Here is an 18,421-nt window from a genome sequence, read left to right on the forward strand (position 1 = left end):
CAAGTCCATATTTGGATATAGCAAGTAGGTTAACCTTGCAAATTGGCAGTTTTTGGTTTCGGTGAGTTGAAACTTAGCAGTGATGATTTTTTTGACTTTTTTTTAATAGCATTCAATTTAATTACAAACCCTGTTTCCAACCGTCCCATGAATCCACAACAACCTACCTTCGATGCACCAGATGAAGCTGACGAGCCTTATGTTCAAGTCATCTCCACCGAAGAGTTTGTACGTCAAGTTGAGGAAGCTAGCTAAGAAGAGCCAAATCAAACTCAGGCTAATTAGCTTTGAGGCCATAGACCGCATTTTTTTCTCAAGGCTCTTTTATTTTGCGTTCAGAACCTAACCTATTTCCTGGTTAACGATATATATGACCCATTTTCAACGGCTTGTCCAATCAAATCCAATTGTTGAACTAATTAGTTTGTAGTAAGCGATTCTACAAATTGTTCATGCTAAACCAATTGAATCCGTAAAAAACTGTTACTGATTTACTTTTATAAATTCATAAGCATCATGATCGACAAAGTCAGTTCCCTTAATTTCAAGGTGTTCGACCTGATTCTTGGAAATTGTAAAGGTTATGGGGAAAATGCCAAATCGAGGATTGGAAAAGGAAAGTCTAAATTCACTTCCATCCATGTAATCCAGATAAGCAATTAAGTTTTGGTGATGTTCAAAGTGAATCGTTAATCGCTGTTTTCCTTCCTTAACCGAATCCGCAGCGATTACTAAAGTCCCATATAGCTTATTTTTATACACACCTGTAAATGCGGATAACGGCAATACAGGCTTATTATTTTTTTCCACTCTCCGAACAAGTGCCTTAATTTCATCTCGACTTTTTTGATCCCTAACTTTAGCCCGGTTAAAGTAATATTGATGGCGGTTGGTGTAGGGGACTTTTAGATAAGCATCGAGAATCTGAAATCGGAGTGCTTCATGAAAGTTGTTATTGTCCTGGTTGGTCAGGATCAGAATACCCAATTTTATTCCCGGCACTAACGTGGTCGTACTTTTATAGCCAGAACAGGCTCCAGCGTGGGCAAAAACAGATTGACTTGCATAATCTAGTAGCCCCGTACCTAAACAATAGAATTGAAACCCAAGAGGAAACAAAGTCATTCTATCGGAACTCACAATTGTATTTGCAGTACGAGTTTTATCCAGTACTGACCAGGGCAGTATACGTTTCCCCTCCAGGCGGCCACTATCGAGCTGCATCATCAACCACTTAGCCATATCGCCCGCACTGGATACCATACCTGTAGCTGGACCCAGGTTGTCTAAATTATCGAAAGGCACCCGCGTCAATTTGGCGTCCGTGTTGCAACACGTCGTGTAGGGCAAAGCGAGGTTAGTTTGATTTTCAATGCCCGCCGTTAACATTAACGTACGATTCATTGCAAGTGGTTTTAGGAGAAAGGTGTCGCTAAATTTTTCCCAACTCATTCCACTCACTTTAGGGATAATCTCCCCAGCGACTACATAGCCTTGATTGGAATATCCAAAATCCTGACGAAACTGGTTTGGTGGAACCATCAGTCGCATCCGATGCACCACGTCTTGACGGGTTAAGTCGGTATCCCAAAACAAAAAATCCCCCTGAAAATTGGACATCCCTAACCGGTGTGATACCAAATCCCGGATCGTTACCAGTTGGGTGACAGTAGGATCATGCAATTTAAAGTCAGGCAGGTATTTTATTACATTGTCATCCAAGGATAGTTTTTTCTGCTCATCCAAAAGCGCCAGTGCTGTTCCCGTGAACAATTTCGTATTAGACGCGATCAGAAACAATGTATTTTCATCCACTGGAGTGGTTTTCAATACATCTTGGACACCATATCCTTTAACCAAAACAACTTTCCCATCTTTGACTAAGGCAATAGCCATGCCCGGTATTTGCCAATCGGCCATCCCCTTTTTAATGTAGGCCTCAAGGCTATCGGTAATAAAGGCAGGCGTTTGAGAAAAAACGGGGAGTGCAAGGCCAAGCAGAATCAAGTGTAACCAATAACGTTTTCTCATAAAGACTAGACGAGGGATAAATACTCCGTTGATAAAGTATAATAAGTTAACTGTATTAAGAGTCCAGTGGGATGATTAGGTCAGCAATCTGACTTAATTTCTACTATCACCACTTAGGCGTTCCTGCTCTGTATCTGAACCGAATTGACGCTCTTTAAAACCTTTTGCCTTAGTGCTACCCAGTCGATGGGTGTATGAGAGCATAACCCGCTGACTTTCGTACTTATGGCGAAATGTAATATTTGTATTCAGGTAATTACCATGATTCACAATCAACATCGTGTGGAATAGGTCCGAAGCAGCTAACTTAATCGTTGCGCGTTTTCCAAGTGAACGTTGTATTCCCAGGTCAAGGAACCAGATTGGATCGTAATACATGTAGCCCACTACAGCGGTACTACGATAGGTAAGGTTAACGTTAGCAGACCAAATTTTTCCCTTTATCGTATTCGAAAGTCTGACAATAGCCGTTGACTGCCCAAGGAGAACAGGGGTATCTTTAAAGGTAGAATAGAACCGGGAATTCGCGCTGGTGAGGGTTGCTAAAATTTGCCAAACTGGCGTAACGTCGATTGGAACAGATAAGGTAGCGGCAACGCGTTTTTCCCAATCAAAATTAATTCTATAATCCAAAGTCGTCGCAGCTATTGAATCGATTCGGTAAACTATTTCCGCAATTCGATTTCGGCTATCACTATAGACTACACTGAGATTTAGCCTTTTTGGGCTTGTATACGAGACTTGTAGGGTTGTTGTCAACTGGGGCAAAAGCAAAGGATTGCCTGAGTAAAGCGTCAGTGGGTCGTAAAATATATAGGCCGGGTTCAATAAGTCAAATGCCGGGCGGATGATGCGCCTATTAAGAGATAGGGAGTACTGATTCTTTGTGGGGGCTGTAAACTGAAAATTTATTGATGGAAATAGATTCGTGTAATCTCGGCGAATCGGTATAGATTGACCTGACTCGCCTTGGTAATTAGTATGTTCCAATCGCAAGCCCGCTTGCAGCGAAAAATGGCTCCAACTGTAGTTGATGTTTCCGTACGCCGAAGCTGTTCGTTCCTGATACTGATAGGGCTTTGAAAGTAAAGGTTCTAATTGGGTGAAGGCCGCCGAAAACCCTTCCGTTACCGGTAGATTATTCATTGAAATGGAACTATACTTTATTCCCGATTCAAACTGGCCTTTTTTACCAAGTCGTGTTGAATAGTCAACTTTGGCCGTTCGAATCTGAACCCTATTTGGATACCTTACTCGTATAGTTTCCGGTAGTCGATTTTGGGGGAGGTACTGGGTAAAGGTGGCTGATGAGAGTGAACTGTTAGTATACCTAGCAAAATCAAAATCAGCGGATAAACTGGATTGCGGCTTTGTAAACTTCTTTCGTAGATTCACATTGGCCACCACGTTGAAAACATTCTGCTTTAATTGAGTTATGGCATCAATTTGAGTTCGCTCAGCCGATGCAGTGGCCAGCTGGTATTCAATAGACGAAGTTGGATTATCAGATTCAGTCGTTTGGGACGCCTGCACTACTGCACCAATCGCCGTCGTTCTGGCAATTTTCCAATCCCAACTGGTTCGAAACAGGTGGCTCAAAATATCAATCTTATTGAATTCATGGCTCCTGCTATAACCCATTTCTTCAGTTGCCGAATTGGTAAGCTTTTGGGCAGACTCCCAGCTAAAATAGGTTGGCCGGTAACTGGGTGCGTACAAAAATGTACCCTGAACGTTCGCTGCTTGTAAGGATAGGCTAAGCGATCCATTGCTTTTAGGGTAGCGCCCAACTCCAGCAGATAGGCTTAGCTCACCCGTAAACCCGCCTTTATCGAGTCCCTTTGTAAACAGCAAAATGACACCACTACTGCCCGCGTCGTATTGAACAGGCGGATTAGTCAGGATTTCAATTCTGGATATTGCATTCGCTGGTAGGCTCTGCAAGTAGGAAACAACTTGATCGGCTGGTAAGTATAGTTGGCGGCCATTCTGATATAAAATAAGGCCGATTTTGCCATCTAGGGCGACCGTTTTGGTAATAGGATCAACACTTACCCGAGGGGCCGTACTAAGAACATCGAAAGCGTAATTTCCTGAAAAAACTGGATTTGATTCAATATTAAGGATGATTTTGTCCCCCAGAATCTCAACCAATGGCTTTTTCCCCTGAATAGAAAATTCGCGTAATCTTATCTCCTGGGTTTCAAGCGTTACGTTGATCATTGCGTTAGTAACTGAATCAGAAAGAGTAACAGACCGATTAATAGTAAAAAAACCAACGTGCGTAATTCGAACGTTATATACTCCATTAGGTAGGTCCTTCAGACTATAGGCCCCTGCTGAATCTGTGGCCGTTGCCTTGACCAAACTGGAATCTGGTCGCGTTAAAGTCACTAAGCTATTCAGAATCGGCGCTCCGCCTGAAGATTGAACATGGCCGGAGATTGTGTACGAAGTTCGAGTCACTCCGGTCATGGATGAAGGAGTGAATTGTCCAAAGCTGGCAAAACTGAGGCTCAGCCAAAAGACTAGCGGATAGAAGTTCCAGCGGTTAAACAAATACGGAGACAGTTTTTTCTGCATTCATCTTATGCGCAAGTTGAGAACTGAAATTACCAAACAAAACTGGATTGAGGACAAAAGGTTGTTTGACGTTCCACCTAGGCAAGTTACCTGGGGACGCATCAGTTTACACCTGATATTTTGGAGTTGGGACGCCTGGTCAGCCTACATCGCACTGGATCGAGTGCTTCGGGTTGACCCAGCAGTCCATCCTGATCCAGCCTTACTCCGCCTAATGTACACTACACATCTGGGCACCACCATTTTACTTTTTTATCTGTACGGCTACTTAGTCGTTCCTTCTTTATTGAAAGTACTCGTCTACTTCCGGGCAACAAATCGCTTAATGTGGTCTAAAGCAGTGATTGTCGCGGTTTCCAGTGCATTGGTTTTTCTACTCTTTAACGCCTACGATTACTACTTGTTTACCTATGCTGCCTACTACTTTAAGCCCGTACCAGCTTATGTTCAACGGTATAGTGATTTACTTCTGGCCTCCGGACCGATTGGAATCTTCAACGATTATTCCGTTTTGACATTTCTTTGGGCGTATAATGTATCCTACGTTCTGTTACCACTTTTATTACGGATAATCAGAGAGGCAATTTCCTGGGGCGTTGAGAGTATTGACCAGAAAGAGCAAAACCAACAGCTTATTCAGAATCAACTCCAACAGTTACAATACCAGATCAATCCTCATTTTTTATTCAATGTATTCAATAATATCTATGCTCTGATTCAGCGGACTAACCGGGATGCAGCTGATCTTCTCCGAAAGTTATCCCAGTTAATGCACTATACCCTATATAACACAAATGCAAATTTTGTCCCTCTACCGGGTGAATTACAGTTCCTTAAAAATTATGTTGAAATCGAACAAACACGTCATTTTAACCCGGAACGGATTCAGTTTACGCAGTCAGGCGATTCACAGCGTTTTTTAGTACCTCCTCTCTTATTGATAACGTTTGTTGAAAATGCGTTTAAGCATGGTTTACATAATAGTTATGAAGAGGGCTGGGTGCGGATTGAATTGATAATCAATGAACGTAATCAAACGCTTCAAGTAAACGTTTCTAATAGCATCGCTACCGAAGCCGAACCGACTGAACGATCGGGAGGAGTTGGTCTAGTGAATGCTCAAAACCGATTGAATTTACTTTTTAACCCAAAAGAGTATAGTCTGACTGTTGAAGAAACCGCAACTAACTATAGGATTTCCCTGACCATACCACTTAAAAGTACACCTGCTTATGAGTACCAAAGTTAGATGCTTGATTATTGAAGATGAGCCCTTAGCCCAAGATTTACTGATTGATCATGTTGAACGTATTCCAGGCTTGGAACTGATCGGTACGGCTATCAATGGCCAACAGGCATTGGCAAAGTGTAAAGCCCTAAAACCAGACTTATTGCTGCTTGATATTCGAATGCCCCGGCTAAGTGGTTTTGAAATCCTGGACCTTTTACCCAAGCCAGTACCCTTGGTCGTTGTCACAACAGCCTATCGTGAATACGCCCTAAAAGGCTATGAACATGCCGTCGTTGATTTTTTAGAAAAGCCCATTTATTTTGACCGATTTAGCCAAGCGATTCAACGGGTTAAAGAGCGGTTAGGTTTTGTGCATCGGGGAACAGAAAACGTTGATTCCGAAGAACACGAGGAGGTAGCCCTTTATAAAACTCGCCTTTCTGTACGCGTCGACCGGCAACAGGTCAACATACCGCTTGAGAATATAAACTTTATTGAAGCCTTAGATAATTATGTTAAGATTCACTTGATCACGCAACCCGCTAAACCTTTGTTGTCTAAAGTAACAGTATCCCAGTTAGAGAACAAGTTGCCGAATCAGCATTTTCTACGGATTAATCGAAAATATATTGTTCATGTCGATCAAATATACCGCTTCACGTCTACCTACGTCCAGTTATTTACGGGTCAGGAGTTAGCTATTGGGGTTACTTTTCGAGATTCGGTTAGGCATGTACTGGACGAGCGGAGCGCAGGTAAAGGAATTTAAGCGCTTCAGTTAGATGACCAATGGTATTCATTCACCAACTAATTCAAGGCATTCACCAACTTTTTAGTGCTTCAACTGTTAGAGTATGCAACTTGCCTGAAAACGATCAAGATGAAAAGTCAGGACGATAAAAATCGCTTTCAGTTTACTAAGCGGACAGTAACCAATCGATATGGAGCGCGTACGGGCAGGGCGGGTAAACTCATGTCAGGCACTACCATTGACATGACCATTTTTAGCTAATGGCTATGCTACTCTTAGACTTTACTTAGTTTATTTTTGAATTTATCTAATCACTTTAACTCATGAATACATCAAATCGCTTTCAGATTTCTCCCAAGAGAATTGTAAAGTCAAGGATGATACTATCTAAGCAGTCTACTAATCCCCGAAATGGTACTGATTGTGGTGGAACGGGGGGAACAATTGTATCGACAACCTATTAGATTAACATAAACACCAGCGCTTATTACACCCCGTTCAAGCACTAGAACGGGGTGTTTTTATGAATTATAAGTTGATACGTTATGGCAACAGCAAAGTTGGATCATCATTCCTTTTTTTGTGTTAGGTTACCGTTTCGACCAATCAATCAACTAATTGAGTTAATCAAGTGCAGTCCTATCAACACAGCCTCGGACTACGACCTGATCTTACGAAGGATACTCCAACAGCCCCTGGCAGACGAAGCCCTTTTTTTAGCATCTCCAGCTTTATTTACCGCCTGGCTGGCCGCCAAAACTCAACCTCCCCCTATTGAATCCTCTTTAGCTAATGCATTATGGCGATACATTTTCCGGTCCTATGGCCGATCCACGCCGTATGGCTTATTCGCCGGGGTTGGAATGGGTAATATAGGGCCCATACGTCACATTGACTTTGGGAATCAGCCGTGGCAAACCACAAACCGACCCGATATTACCGTTCTTAAGGCAATCGATCACTCGTTGATTCAACAAAAATCGATTCGCCCCCTTTTACGCTATCGGCTCAATAACAGCTTGTATGAAGGAGCCGGGCAATACCGATTTTCTGAATTAAAGGGAACGGCCCTGAAATCACGAATTATTTTATCGTCGATTAACAGTACACCTGACTTAAACATACTAGTTAACTACCTGCGCCAACAAGGTGAGGCAACCTATAGTAACTTAATTAATTTATACGGGAGTGAATTTCAATCTGAAGTCACTCCCTATATTGACCGGTTAATTGATGACCAATTTCTGGTCAGTAATCTGTCTATCCCGATTACGGGTGTGGATATGACGTCCTATCTCTTAAATCAAATTGGCTATTTCCCCTCCGAAATTTCACGCCACAAACAACTTCTGGTTGCTCAGAATGCGCTCTCCCAAGGCATAGCCCAATTAGCTGATTTATGCCACGTTCAGTGCCTATTAGACCAGACAGTACATTCTGCTGAAACACCAGTCGAGCCCGTTGATTCGCGGATTCAAACAGATTTATTTTTCCACCCTAAAAAACTGATACTCGATGAATCAACCACCCTGCAAATCGCGAATCAATTTAGTCAAGTGATTCCGATCCTTACTAACAATCTCCTTTCCCCACTTCAAGAGTTTATCCAACGTTTTCAGGAGCGATATGACAAGCAAGCCATTGATTTATTGACGGCCCTTGACCCTGAACTTGGGGTGGGGTTTGCCTCAGATAAACTCGCAGATTATCCCCTACTGAGTGAACTGCCATTCCCCGTTCAACCTACTGCGTTGACAGCAACGGATCAATTTGAGCACCTCCGGGAGGTGCTCTATAGTCGTTTTTTGTTGCATAGACAAAAGGAGATAGAAATTACCGAAGCGGATATAAACGCGGTTACCAAAATTAGCCCTGTAAGTCCCTTACCTCCCGCCTGGTACTTACATGGTGAATTATTTATGCCAAACTCGTCGTCTGGCGAGTTAAATTCCCTAACGGAAGAAAAGTGGCGCTTTGTTTTAAATTCCACCATCGGCACCTCATCTGCCTTTTTTTTAGGTAGATTTTGTCACGGTCATGAGCCACTTCGGGCTGCCGTTGAGTCCATGTGTGCCTGGGAACAGATGCAATACCCTACGGAGATTCTAGCGGAGATTGTTCATTTACCGGTCAGTCCCCTTCGGGCAGGAAATGTGGTGGCCAGACCCATTTTACGTCCATATGAAATCCCTTACTTAACATCCGCCGGTGTGGATACTGACCATACCATTTTTCTGGCGGATTTGTTGGTATCTGTGACAGCGGAAGGCGAAGTTATTTTAAGACATAAAAGAACAGGCCAACGCGTGCGCCCCCGGCTCAGCACGGCCCATAATCCGTCCTTAGGCGATGAAGTCTATCAATTTCTAGCCAGTGTTTATCAGGCGGAATCCAATACCTGGAGTTGGTCCTGGCGTTCACTAAGTCAACTGCCCGCGTTACCCAGATTAGTGTATGGGAATTTAATAATCAGTCCTGCGCAGTGGACCATTCGAAAAGACCTTCTACCAGCCGACCATTTGTTAACCGGAGATTTATTACGCACGCTATACGACTTACCTCGATATGTACAGTTTGTGGAAGGCGACAACAAATTGCTGCTTGATCTTGAATTCGAACCAGCCTGGAGGATTCTGGTGGATGAGGTAAAAAAACAGGAGAAAATACGGCTCAAGGAATGGTTAGGGGAGACTCATTCGCCCTGGCTGATAAGCGCAACCAATCAACACGTCTCCGAGCTGATTATCCCCATGAGAACACTGGCCCATTCGGAACAGTCAGTGGCTTCTCTCAGGCCAAGTGCTCCTTTTATTCCGGGCCAAACATCCTACCGAGAGCGAACCTTTACCCCTGGGCAGGATTGGCTATATTTAAAAGTTTACCTACACGAGCAAATAGCGGATCAGATTTTACAGGAAGTACTAACGCCTTTGTACAAACAGGCGCTTAAAAAAGGATGGTCCATTGGCATGTTTTTTATCCGCTACGCAGACCCGGAACATCACCTGCGAATTCGGTTTCAAACCAATAATAAATATTATGCAAAGCTACTGATGACTTGGCATCAGGCTATTCAACCATACGTAGCGTTGAATTTGGTTAAGCACATTCAAGTGGATACATATCAGCGGGAATTAGAACGATATCATCCCGAACTAATTGAATCCTGTGAAACTATATTCAGTGCCGACAGTCAATTTTTCCTTAAGTGGCTTTCCCAGATAAACGAACCACAAGATGAAGATCGGTATTCATTAGCTTTAGCGAGTGTGGATGCGTTATTAACCGATTTTCGCTTTTCCCTTACCGAAAAAGCCAAGTTTAGTCTTCATCTACAGAACGCATTTTTCCAGGAACATGGTGGAAGCAAAGCGTTGAAACAACAATTGAATCGGTTATTCCGTAACTATAATAAGTGCTTTTTTGAAAGCTCACTCACAACTAAACGCTTTATTTTGGAGCGTCGTGATTCTATACAAACTGAGGCCAACTTAATCAACGCTTACTTTGCACAAAATTCCGCTAATAGGGGCCATGATCAGCTGATAGCTAGTTTACTGCACATGGCTCTAAATCGAATCTTTACGGGTCAGAATCGGAAACATGAACTGATTGTTTATCATTTTTTAGCCCGTTCTTATCAATCTCAACTCGCCCGTTTGAAGCAAAGTCCTGACTAATTTAAGTGAGGATCTTGGTCTGTGAAAGTCGGCTTTTTTGAAAAAAGCTTATTCGCCCCCCAAAATAGCCCATTTGCCCCTTCACCAACTAAATCTGAATGTTTACCAACTTTGAATACTATTCCATTAAAATGTAAGCGAACTTGATTAAGCGATTACAAGATCTGTTTTTCCGAAAACCGAATTAGATCTAACTCAACTTAATTATGTTCACAGCAAAAGCTCATACCCTAACGAATTTAGCTAAACTTACTGTTCAGCCTCAACTTTTGACGGTGCAGGACATTCTCAAGATAGCACGGTTGCTCAAGAAGACACCTTCAGAAATTTTTGACAGTATTTTCAATGAGCTAACCGCCACGAATAAAGGCTTAATCAACGAATGTGAATTGGCTGCCGACGAATTTTTAGCCAAAAAGAATAAGTATAGTTCAAATTAGCAGTTGGCCAGAAAATTCACCGTGGAGGTGCCAGTGCGAAGCATTTTCACGGTGAATTTATATCGGGCAGTTCGGCCACTTGTTAACTACTCATCTGTAGGCAAGCAAGTCCTGCTTCCATTGACGGTGTACCGCGCACCGTCTTACGCCCCTTACAGACGGTGTAGTCAACAACGTGTAGCAGGGCGGCAATGTGTCCCAAGCAAAAACCTTTCTTGAGCGATTAAGCACAAAAAGCCAAATGAGATACGACTGAAGTGTCGGACGAATCATCGACGGGTAATACCGCTTCAACCTAAAAGCGCGACGTGTTGATTTTCGGCAAGCCTTTACTCTCTATATCACTGCAAATCAATCCAATACAACTGAAAATAGTTCTCAAAATAGCCGCAACGAATTAATTTACGTTTAAAGCCTGATGGGTCAGTTCATGAAAAACCTTTTCATCCATGCTGTATCGATCAGCCAGGGATAGACTTGCCCGACTGTTCATTAGCGAGTAATTAAAGGCATTGTATAATAGCCACATGGTAGGTTCTGACTGCAATAGTCGTTCTTCAATTTTTAAGCGTTCCTGCGCCTGCTTGACGAGTTGGACGGGAATTTTTACCTGTTTAGCTAATTGGTCAATGGTATTTTCCTTCATCGGCATTTTATAAAGCCGGTCATAGACTTTCGTGGTAAGCGCCCCTTTATGGGCCATAAATTGATCAATCACCTGACCTAAATAACTTTGCAAATAATCCATATTGAGCCGGTAATGATGAAGTTTCTTTTGCACAATCTGCTCGACTTCAACATCTGATTTTACGATCCGGGTTTCTACGGATTCTTTTACATCTAGGGCATCTTTAAATTTCTTCGGTTTACCCGCTAATAACCAGTTTAGGTAGGTGTCCATTTCCAAAAACTCATCCGCCCATCCCATCAGCCCATTGGTACATATTTGCCGGTAATAGCTTACCCGAACACCTGTTTTCTTGATGGTATTGTCATTGACCAAAGTTCCCTGCATCGTAAAGGGCGATTTACCATTATACGAATTGTTAATGATGAGGTTCCGATATAAACGCTCCGAGCCTACACTAACCTCATCAGGAGTTATAATATTGATGTTGAACTCACCAATATCGGTATACCGCACACTGATCTCATACTGTGGAATGCGGCTGTTAACTACGTCACGTAAGAGTTCGTTGGGTACCACTGAATAATCCTCGGATTGAATGGCATAGATTGTGGGTTTTCCCGTAGCTGGAGAACCCACAATCGCATGTTGTCTGTCGGACGGTAAAATCGCGTAATCGGGCAAAATCGACGCAAGTCTTACGGACTCAACTGGGAAACAAATTTCATCCCAAGTATTGGTTTTTTGAGGAGTATTACTGACAGAGGCCATACCAAAATGCGTTTACTGGTCCAATTATATTTTGACTACTAAATTAATCAAATATTTTCTAATTACAAATTAGGAATTACGTTTTTCTAATTAGAAATTATCAAATTTTCACTGATGTATTGGCAATATGCTTCTTCGCTTTTACTCACCGCTATATAAAAAATTGAAGTTTTTTTTGGACAGGACGGGCAAGTGGGATCTGCTCACACTTAATAAAATGATTTCGGATCTGTGGCTTTTACGGTAATTTATAATCAGCCATTTACCAGACGTAAGTGGCTTGTCTTGGTCGCTTTTTATTCTAGAGTAACGATATGATTAGATAATCAACCATTCTGACACAACAGGGTCTTATAAAAAAATTGATCAGTATGCGCCCGCTATTATTCTTTGCATTACAAGTTGCTTTACTAAGTTGTCGTAAAGACGTGAGTCCAAATTTAGCCTGTATGGAAATGCCAAGAGATTTGTCTGGCTGTTATGCTAATTATAACCCTGTTTGCGGCTGTAACGAGAAGACCTATGGAAATGCATGCGAAGCCAAAGCACATGGTATTGAATCTTATACAGCAGGAGAATGTAAAAAGTATTAAAATTGATCTAACAAAGCCCAAGGATAAACCAATATGCGCTATATATCAATTCACTCTAATGGGTAACCACCTCTTCGGCTTTCCTCTTTCAGTTTACGGTAAGCTTTCCCGTAGGTAGACCTGGTTTTAATTTCGTTTAAAACTTGCTGATAGCGTTGATTGGGCAACGGATCAGGCTCGGCTCCTCGTTTTTTCCTTGCATGTAGTATTCGTTCCCAAGTGACGGCGTAGTCTGCTATTTCTTTCGGTGTCCATAGTCGATTCCGCTCCCGCTCGATCTCTCTGGAGGGCTCCACCTGGCTTGACCACTGCCCATCCTCTATTTTATAGTCAATCAGTACTATTTTGGCTCCTCGACTGTATATGACCAATCGGTCAACGCGTTGTTCCCGATACAACTTGTCAACTGATTTTAATGCACCCTCGTAGGCTTCCTGATGGATTGCGAGTGGGGTAAACCGGCCTGAACTACCGATCTCCTTTTGCCGTTCGTACCGGATGTAAATACCCTGTAAGGATTGTTCAAATGGAACGGCAAGTATATGGGCTTCGGGCGAATAACCGTGCTGCCGAAACCGATGCGCTGTGGCAGCTGGAACGTCGGGGTTTCGCATCGTTCCCTCGATAATAATGTTATACCGGTTTTCAATCGCTTCGGTCAATAACGTTTGGCCAATGTAGTTGGCAAAGGGTTGAGTAGCATTGGCCGCTTCCAGTTCTCCAGCCCGGTTAAATTCGTTAAATCGCGGGTGAAATGCTCTAAACTCATCCCCGTTGATCACTACGAAGGGGAGCTCTGGTTGGTCGTCCTGTATGCGGCCAATCAACAACGATTTACCAGCAGCTGGTTGTCCACCTAAAATAACGCCGATAGGGTATTGCTGGACAACGGCTTCCGCAAACACCTCTTCACGACTCCGATGTAAAGCAAGTTGTAATTCCGAGGGAGTAACCCCTAACTCATCAAGCATACTGGTTACTCTGTTCCTGAATAAATGGCGCGTAAACCGAATAAGCTTTGGCAATGATCGCTTCCTTAGTCGCGGCACGGTAGCAGGCTCGCCGTTCCTTACCTAAGTCTTTTATTTTCTGCTCCCATTCCTGAATACGATCCACATTAGGCGCTTTCTGGTTGCGCTCCTGGGCGACCTGGCCTACGTAAAATGCAATGACCTGTCCAATAACTTCAACCGCCGTCTCAAGCTGTAGCCACTCGGTCATAACCGATGGAGATTCTGTTTGTAGGATAATTGCCATCGTCAGGGATCGTTTCTCAAATATACTAACACATTTTATACCTATTTGCGTTTATTTCCCTTGATTGTTTGTGAAGAAAACAATTAAGGTTCAATGGTCAATGTTGCTAGATCAATATGAACCGGTCGATCATAATCATCAATAATCTCGGGTAAAAGTTTGTATTCAGGACGAACGGAGCGCGTATTATACGCTTCAACAGATGGATAAATAGCGGTTTGTTGGTGATACTGGTCACCCGTATCTGAGGGTTGAAGACGCCAGACCCGTACGTATAAACAGCCGGAATGTCCGACAAAGGCACCCGGATGTCGGACAGCTGGACGCCTTTAAATTTCTCAGATTCAAACATATTCCTTTGAATACAGCCCGTAACCGAAATGGTTACGGGCTGTATAGGTACTACTTTTAATTAGGAAATAGGCCCACCCAAATCAAATTTGACGTTTCCCAGGATAAAAAAGCCACATGGGGTTCAAGAGCTTTGCTACCTAACCAGATTACATTCGCTTCAAAGACGTCGATCATTGTTTTGGGACTGATGCTTTCGCCGTCATTAGATGTACCCACGACTAACGCCTTACTATAAATCGTCCACCCTTCAAAAGAAAAGGCGTCATGCTCAGTTTCTAATATGTCATCATCCACAAAGAGAACATCCCCATTAGCCTGACCAGCTGCCGTAGTCACTAACTGGCAATCTAATAAAGCGTAAATACTTTGTAGGTCTCCATCTGTATCTACCAGAGTAATCGTTCGAGTTGAGGGATCAATTAAGTAAGCGTTCATAATCGTCTTTTTGTTTAACTGATTGATTATGAACTAAATTTAATGTTTTGTTTCATATTATGGAACATATTTCATGATACATATTGAAATTTTTTATACTTATTATATCTTTTTTTCCCCGCTGTCTAGTTGAATTAAACTGCATTTTTTAAACCTTAAAACCACCGAGTGGTAGTCAATTTGCGATTGAATCGGGTAAATGTTTATCTACAAACTTTACTATCATATGTAGATTTGCAATGTAGTTTTTAACTATGTGCTACCGCTGCCTTTCCGTCTCATTTATAATTTTTCTAATTAGAAATTTTCTAGCCGTATTCTCCATCCATATACTCGAAAATCGATTAACAAAAATCGAACACTTAGCAATAAATTAACTTTGTAATAAAAAAACTAGCATACATAGTTAATTTGTTACATTGTTAACAAAATATTATAAGCGCCTATTAATCATCAAGTTATCTACTTGCTAGACAATTTAACATAATAGTCTTTCTCAGTTTGTTTCTTAATATAAAATTGCGTTGTTTCAAATAACTCATGGCGTAAGTGCCGCTGCACATGAACCGGTTCAACTCCTTCCTGAATTAGGAGTTGGCCTGTCGTATGGCGTAGACTGTGCGCGGACAACCGGGGGCGTTTCAAGTCCAGTTGCCGCAGATATTTATCAACCCGGTACCTAATTTGGTAGGTTTTTAAATCAGTCCATAAGGCTTTTCCAGACTGTGGCTGAACAGGCCAGTAATCTTTATCCTGTAAATAGGACTTCAGCGCTTTAGCGCAAAAATCAAACAAGTGCACGTCTTTCCGGGTATCCTTCCCTTTCCCTTTAACCCATAATTGTTTCCGATCAAAATCGATATCACCAACACGCAGCCGGGTCACTTCAACCGTTCGTAAGCCTTCAATGACTAATAAGGCGACTAGTGCCCGGTCGGCAGAGTCTTCAATGGAATTCAGTAGCGCATCCCGTTCCGTTCGCTCTAGACTATCTTTATAAAACTTACGTTCGGTCGTCAAGCCCCGTACAGCTGCCACATCCCGAAGTGCATCGACCTGATCAGCAACTAATCCGACCTGGCTTCGATTCTTAACTACCCAGGCCGCCAGTTGCTTAATGGCAGACAGTCGAATATTGACCGTAAATGCCGACAGGCCTTCTTTCTTGAGCCACTCGACATAGCGACTCACCGTCTGCCCGGTAAAAGAAGCCTGATTGCCCTGTCCTTGCTCATCAGACAAATAGTGAAAGAACGCGTTGAGGGATTTAGTATACGTATCCTTAGACTCCTCCCCTCGTAAGGTGGTTGAATCATGCAGAAATCCCAGAATTAATTCATTGGCTGCTGGAATCGTCGTAGAAACCGGTGGCGGGTCAGCGATCAGGCGCGGCATGCCTTGGATCTGATAAAACAGGAGAAACTTCCGTAGCGGAGAAATCCGATTGGCAGGTAAGCCAGCGGCAAACAAACTCAAACTAAAGCGGTCAATAGAATACTTATTGGTAAGACAATAAGCCAGGTAGGGCCGCACGATCCGGGGATAATTACCCGGTTTGGCTAACCAAGCCGCAAAGTAGTTTAGCACCTGGGTCAAAGTCAGCACCGTGCTGCTCGCCTGAATGGCCTCGCTCTTCGAGGAGAGTGTAGAAATAGATGTTGATGACTTAGCCATAAGCTCGGGCATTTCAGGTAGTAAGGTACAATTTATTTCAACGTCTTGGAAATACGCCTTTCCGATAATTGTTGAAAATACAACTTTTTAAATGAAATGCCTTAAAGAAGAAACAACGGGGGAAAATAAAGAGAAAGTTTAACTGAAACAGTAAAAGCGCGATTTGTAAGAGTTTCTACAACAAGGATAACAATTCAAGAACAAGCGTTAATGTTATGTAAAATGAGAAAAATCAATGTGAGCCTACCTTCTATGTTTCATCGAAGTAATAGATGTGTATTTTGATCAAGCGCATAATGAGCGTCATGGCTTTGTTACGACAAATCGTTCATGTATTATTCGACTGACAGCTTGGCAGCGAAGATCGTCTTTGTAACAGTTTATGCCAAATGAAGTACAAATTAGAAAACTTTAGGTTGCGGAAACTTCTGCCAGGACAAAAAGACTAGCTTGCCGGTATGAATACAGATAAACAAACATTTCCCCCTGAAGCGGATGAAGAACTGGACGATCCCTATGTGCACCCGGTTTTAACGGAGGAGTTTGTCGAAACGGTAGAGCAGGCCAGTCAAGAGTCGAAGCAGGACGTATTGACTCCCAACGGGGACTAGCTAGTCTCTACTGAACTGAGCGTGGGATTTGTGTTGACTTATCTTCAGGAGATAGCTAAAAAAAGGACTGGTTGAGCCATATACGGATAAGCTAACAATCGGTCCCAACTTATAAAATGCGATTCGTTAACAGCGTTTTTGTAAGTGAAGAGTCCTAATAGGATTTTTGTACTTTAAAAACATTTAGCATAATATAAGCTACCCCAAAATTAAATCCCATAAATGGTACATTTTTAAGATTAGGTATTTGTTTAAATCAGTTTAGCGAACCCCCTAGAAGTTGGCGGCACTTTGTTAACGTTGTATGTATCATATCTAGTAAAGGCGAACAAGTCCAGTCTTCCAACTCGGGCTATTGCTAACCAGTCAGCCCTCTCTATAGTCCGCAATGTTTAACTGTTGCTTAAAGATTTGTCCCGAGAACCGCGTCCCGTGTTTTGCGGCAAATCTGGTTGTTAATATCAGCCCTTGACAGGTTGCGAGTTGATCAGTTAGTTCCCCAGTCAGGGTTATTCATTTGAGATAACTAACCACAAAAAGTGGCAACGATAAATATGAAACAATATTATGACTTCGGTGACATTGAATCTACCTTTTTTAAACTCCCCAATTGCTTGTTGAAGGAATCTAGCCTAATAAAAGAACTGGAATAGGAACAGAATGCCCTGGAAACCGTTCATAGATGCTTGGTAGTAAAAACCATATACGCATCTAAATCAATGTTATGCAAAATTCTGACAATACCCCTCGAAGAGATTTCTTCAAAAAATCCGTGTCCGGTACTTTAGCGATGGGGATCGGTATGCCGTTACTGACCTCGCTGTTCACCCCGATTAGCGCCGAAGCTAGTGCGCTGACCGATACCCCACAAGCCGTCACCGAAAAGGAATTTCGACAGGGTGTGATTGGACCCGCGGAACTTTCGCTGGCCACTAGCCAGATTGCCGTCAGTAAAGCCACCAATAAATATGCTAAGGAGTTCGCTGGCTTTGAATTGGAAGAAGCTAAAGCCGTAACCAGCGTGCTCAAAGACCTAGGCACGCCTGTGCCAGCCATGAATGCCAAGGCCCAGGCGACACTGACTAAAATTAAAACGACAACGGGCGCAGCGTTTGATAAAACCTATATCCAGGCCCAACTCGAAAATCACGAATTTTTGCGAGATTTGGCCCAGAATTATCTCAAGAATTCGATGGGTAAAACCAGCCCGGCTGAAAGCCAGACGCGACACCTGGCCACCTTGGCGTTGGCTGTTTTTAAAGAACACGTGGCCCTGACCAAACAGATTTTAGGGCAGCTCGGTGGCGCAGTATAAGGAAGCAATTTATACAGGTTGAAAAGCCATACCTAGTCGGTGTGGCTTTTCGTTTTTCAAGCCAGAG

The 18,421-nt window shown here is 42.7% G+C and carries 16 protein-coding genes; 9 read left to right on the forward strand and 7 right to left on the reverse strand.

The window, feature by feature from the left end; genetic code table 11:
* The first annotated feature begins 42 nt into the window (after window positions 1-42).
* Window positions 43-255 carry a hypothetical protein gene (locus tag ACYVGO_RS29305; RefSeq protein WP_460972334.1) on the forward strand — a complete coding sequence of 71 codons (213 nt, stop codon included), beginning with the start codon at window positions 43-45 and terminating at the stop codon, window positions 253-255.
* A gap of 228 nt (window positions 256-483) precedes the next feature.
* Here the strand turns inward: ACYVGO_RS29305 and ACYVGO_RS29310 are convergent, their stop codons facing one another.
* Window positions 484-2,031 carry a serine hydrolase gene (locus tag ACYVGO_RS29310; protein WP_460972335.1) on the reverse strand — a complete coding sequence of 516 codons (1,548 nt, stop codon included), beginning with the start codon at window positions 2,029-2,031 and terminating at the stop codon, window positions 484-486.
* Between the two features lie 93 nt (window positions 2,032-2,124).
* On the reverse strand, window positions 2,125-4,614 hold the full coding sequence (locus ACYVGO_RS29315; protein WP_460972336.1) for an outer membrane beta-barrel family protein: 2,490 nt from the start codon (window positions 4,612-4,614) through the stop codon (window positions 2,125-2,127).
* Window positions 4,615-4,621: 7 nt separating this feature from the next.
* Between ACYVGO_RS29315 and ACYVGO_RS29320 the strand changes: the two genes are divergently transcribed.
* The 5 genes from ACYVGO_RS29320 to ACYVGO_RS29340 all read left to right on the forward strand — a co-directional run bounded on the left by ACYVGO_RS29320 (window position 4,622) and on the right by ACYVGO_RS29340 (window position 10,716).
* The gene (locus ACYVGO_RS29320) at window positions 4,622-5,863 is read left to right on the forward strand and encodes a sensor histidine kinase (RefSeq protein WP_460972337.1); all 1,242 of its coding nucleotides are present in this window, start codon (window positions 4,622-4,624) and stop codon (window positions 5,861-5,863) included.
* Complete coding sequence (locus ACYVGO_RS29325; RefSeq protein WP_460972338.1) at window positions 5,847-6,614, forward strand: LytR/AlgR family response regulator transcription factor; 768 nt, start codon at window positions 5,847-5,849, stop codon at window positions 6,612-6,614. The genes ACYVGO_RS29320 and ACYVGO_RS29325 overlap by 17 nt, the downstream gene beginning before the upstream one ends.
* A 66-nt stretch (window positions 6,615-6,680) precedes the next feature.
* Window positions 6,681-6,857, forward strand: a complete 177-nt coding sequence (locus tag ACYVGO_RS29330; RefSeq protein WP_460972340.1) for a hypothetical protein — start codon at window positions 6,681-6,683, stop codon at window positions 6,855-6,857.
* A gap of 284 nt (window positions 6,858-7,141) precedes the next feature.
* Window positions 7,142-10,276, forward strand: a complete 3,135-nt coding sequence (locus ACYVGO_RS29335) for a lantibiotic dehydratase (protein WP_460972341.1) — start codon at window positions 7,142-7,144, stop codon at window positions 10,274-10,276.
* Window positions 10,277-10,482: 206 nt separating this feature from the next.
* Window positions 10,483-10,716: a hypothetical protein gene (locus ACYVGO_RS29340; protein WP_460972342.1), complete on the forward strand. Its 234-nt coding sequence runs from the start codon at window positions 10,483-10,485 to the stop codon at window positions 10,714-10,716.
* 397 nt (window positions 10,717-11,113) lie between these two features.
* Here the strand turns inward: ACYVGO_RS29340 and ACYVGO_RS29345 are convergent, their stop codons facing one another.
* Window positions 11,114-12,115, reverse strand: coding sequence for a hypothetical protein (locus tag ACYVGO_RS29345; RefSeq protein ID WP_460972343.1), 1,002 nt, complete (start codon window positions 12,113-12,115; stop codon window positions 11,114-11,116).
* Window positions 12,116-12,570: 455 nt separating this feature from the next.
* Here ACYVGO_RS29345 and ACYVGO_RS29350 point away from each other — a divergent pair, with 455 nt between their 5' ends.
* A complete protein-coding gene (locus ACYVGO_RS29350; RefSeq protein WP_460972402.1) occupies window positions 12,571-12,708 on the forward strand; it encodes a Kazal-type serine protease inhibitor family protein in 138 nt (45 codons plus the stop codon).
* A 50-nt stretch (window positions 12,709-12,758) separates the two neighbouring features.
* Here the strand turns inward: ACYVGO_RS29350 and ACYVGO_RS29355 are convergent, their stop codons facing one another.
* The 4 genes from ACYVGO_RS29355 to ACYVGO_RS29370 all read right to left on the reverse strand — a co-directional run bounded on the left by ACYVGO_RS29355 (window position 12,759) and on the right by ACYVGO_RS29370 (window position 16,428).
* Window positions 12,759-13,679, reverse strand: a complete 921-nt coding sequence (locus ACYVGO_RS29355; protein ID WP_460972344.1) for a zeta toxin family protein — start codon at window positions 13,677-13,679, stop codon at window positions 12,759-12,761.
* Window positions 13,672-13,965, reverse strand: coding sequence for a hypothetical protein (locus ACYVGO_RS29360; RefSeq protein ID WP_460972345.1), 294 nt, complete (start codon window positions 13,963-13,965; stop codon window positions 13,672-13,674). The genes ACYVGO_RS29355 and ACYVGO_RS29360 overlap by 8 nt, the downstream gene beginning before the upstream one ends.
* Window positions 13,966-14,373: 408 nt before the next feature.
* Window positions 14,374-14,754, reverse strand: coding sequence for a hypothetical protein (locus tag ACYVGO_RS29365; RefSeq protein ID WP_460972346.1), 381 nt, complete (start codon window positions 14,752-14,754; stop codon window positions 14,374-14,376).
* 462 nt (window positions 14,755-15,216) lie between these two features.
* Window positions 15,217-16,428, reverse strand: coding sequence for a tyrosine-type recombinase/integrase (locus ACYVGO_RS29370; protein ID WP_460972347.1), 1,212 nt, complete (start codon window positions 16,426-16,428; stop codon window positions 15,217-15,219).
* A gap of 458 nt (window positions 16,429-16,886) precedes the next feature.
* Here ACYVGO_RS29370 and ACYVGO_RS29375 point away from each other — a divergent pair, with 458 nt between their 5' ends.
* The gene (locus ACYVGO_RS29375; protein ID WP_460972348.1) at window positions 16,887-17,039 is read left to right on the forward strand and encodes a hypothetical protein; all 153 of its coding nucleotides are present in this window, start codon (window positions 16,887-16,889) and stop codon (window positions 17,037-17,039) included.
* A 724-nt stretch (window positions 17,040-17,763) separates the two neighbouring features.
* Window positions 17,764-18,354, forward strand: a complete 591-nt coding sequence (locus tag ACYVGO_RS29380) for a DUF4142 domain-containing protein (RefSeq protein WP_460972349.1) — start codon at window positions 17,764-17,766, stop codon at window positions 18,352-18,354.
* Window positions 18,355-18,421: the final 67 nt, after the last annotated feature.

Source organism: Spirosoma migulaei (assembly GCF_054776855.1).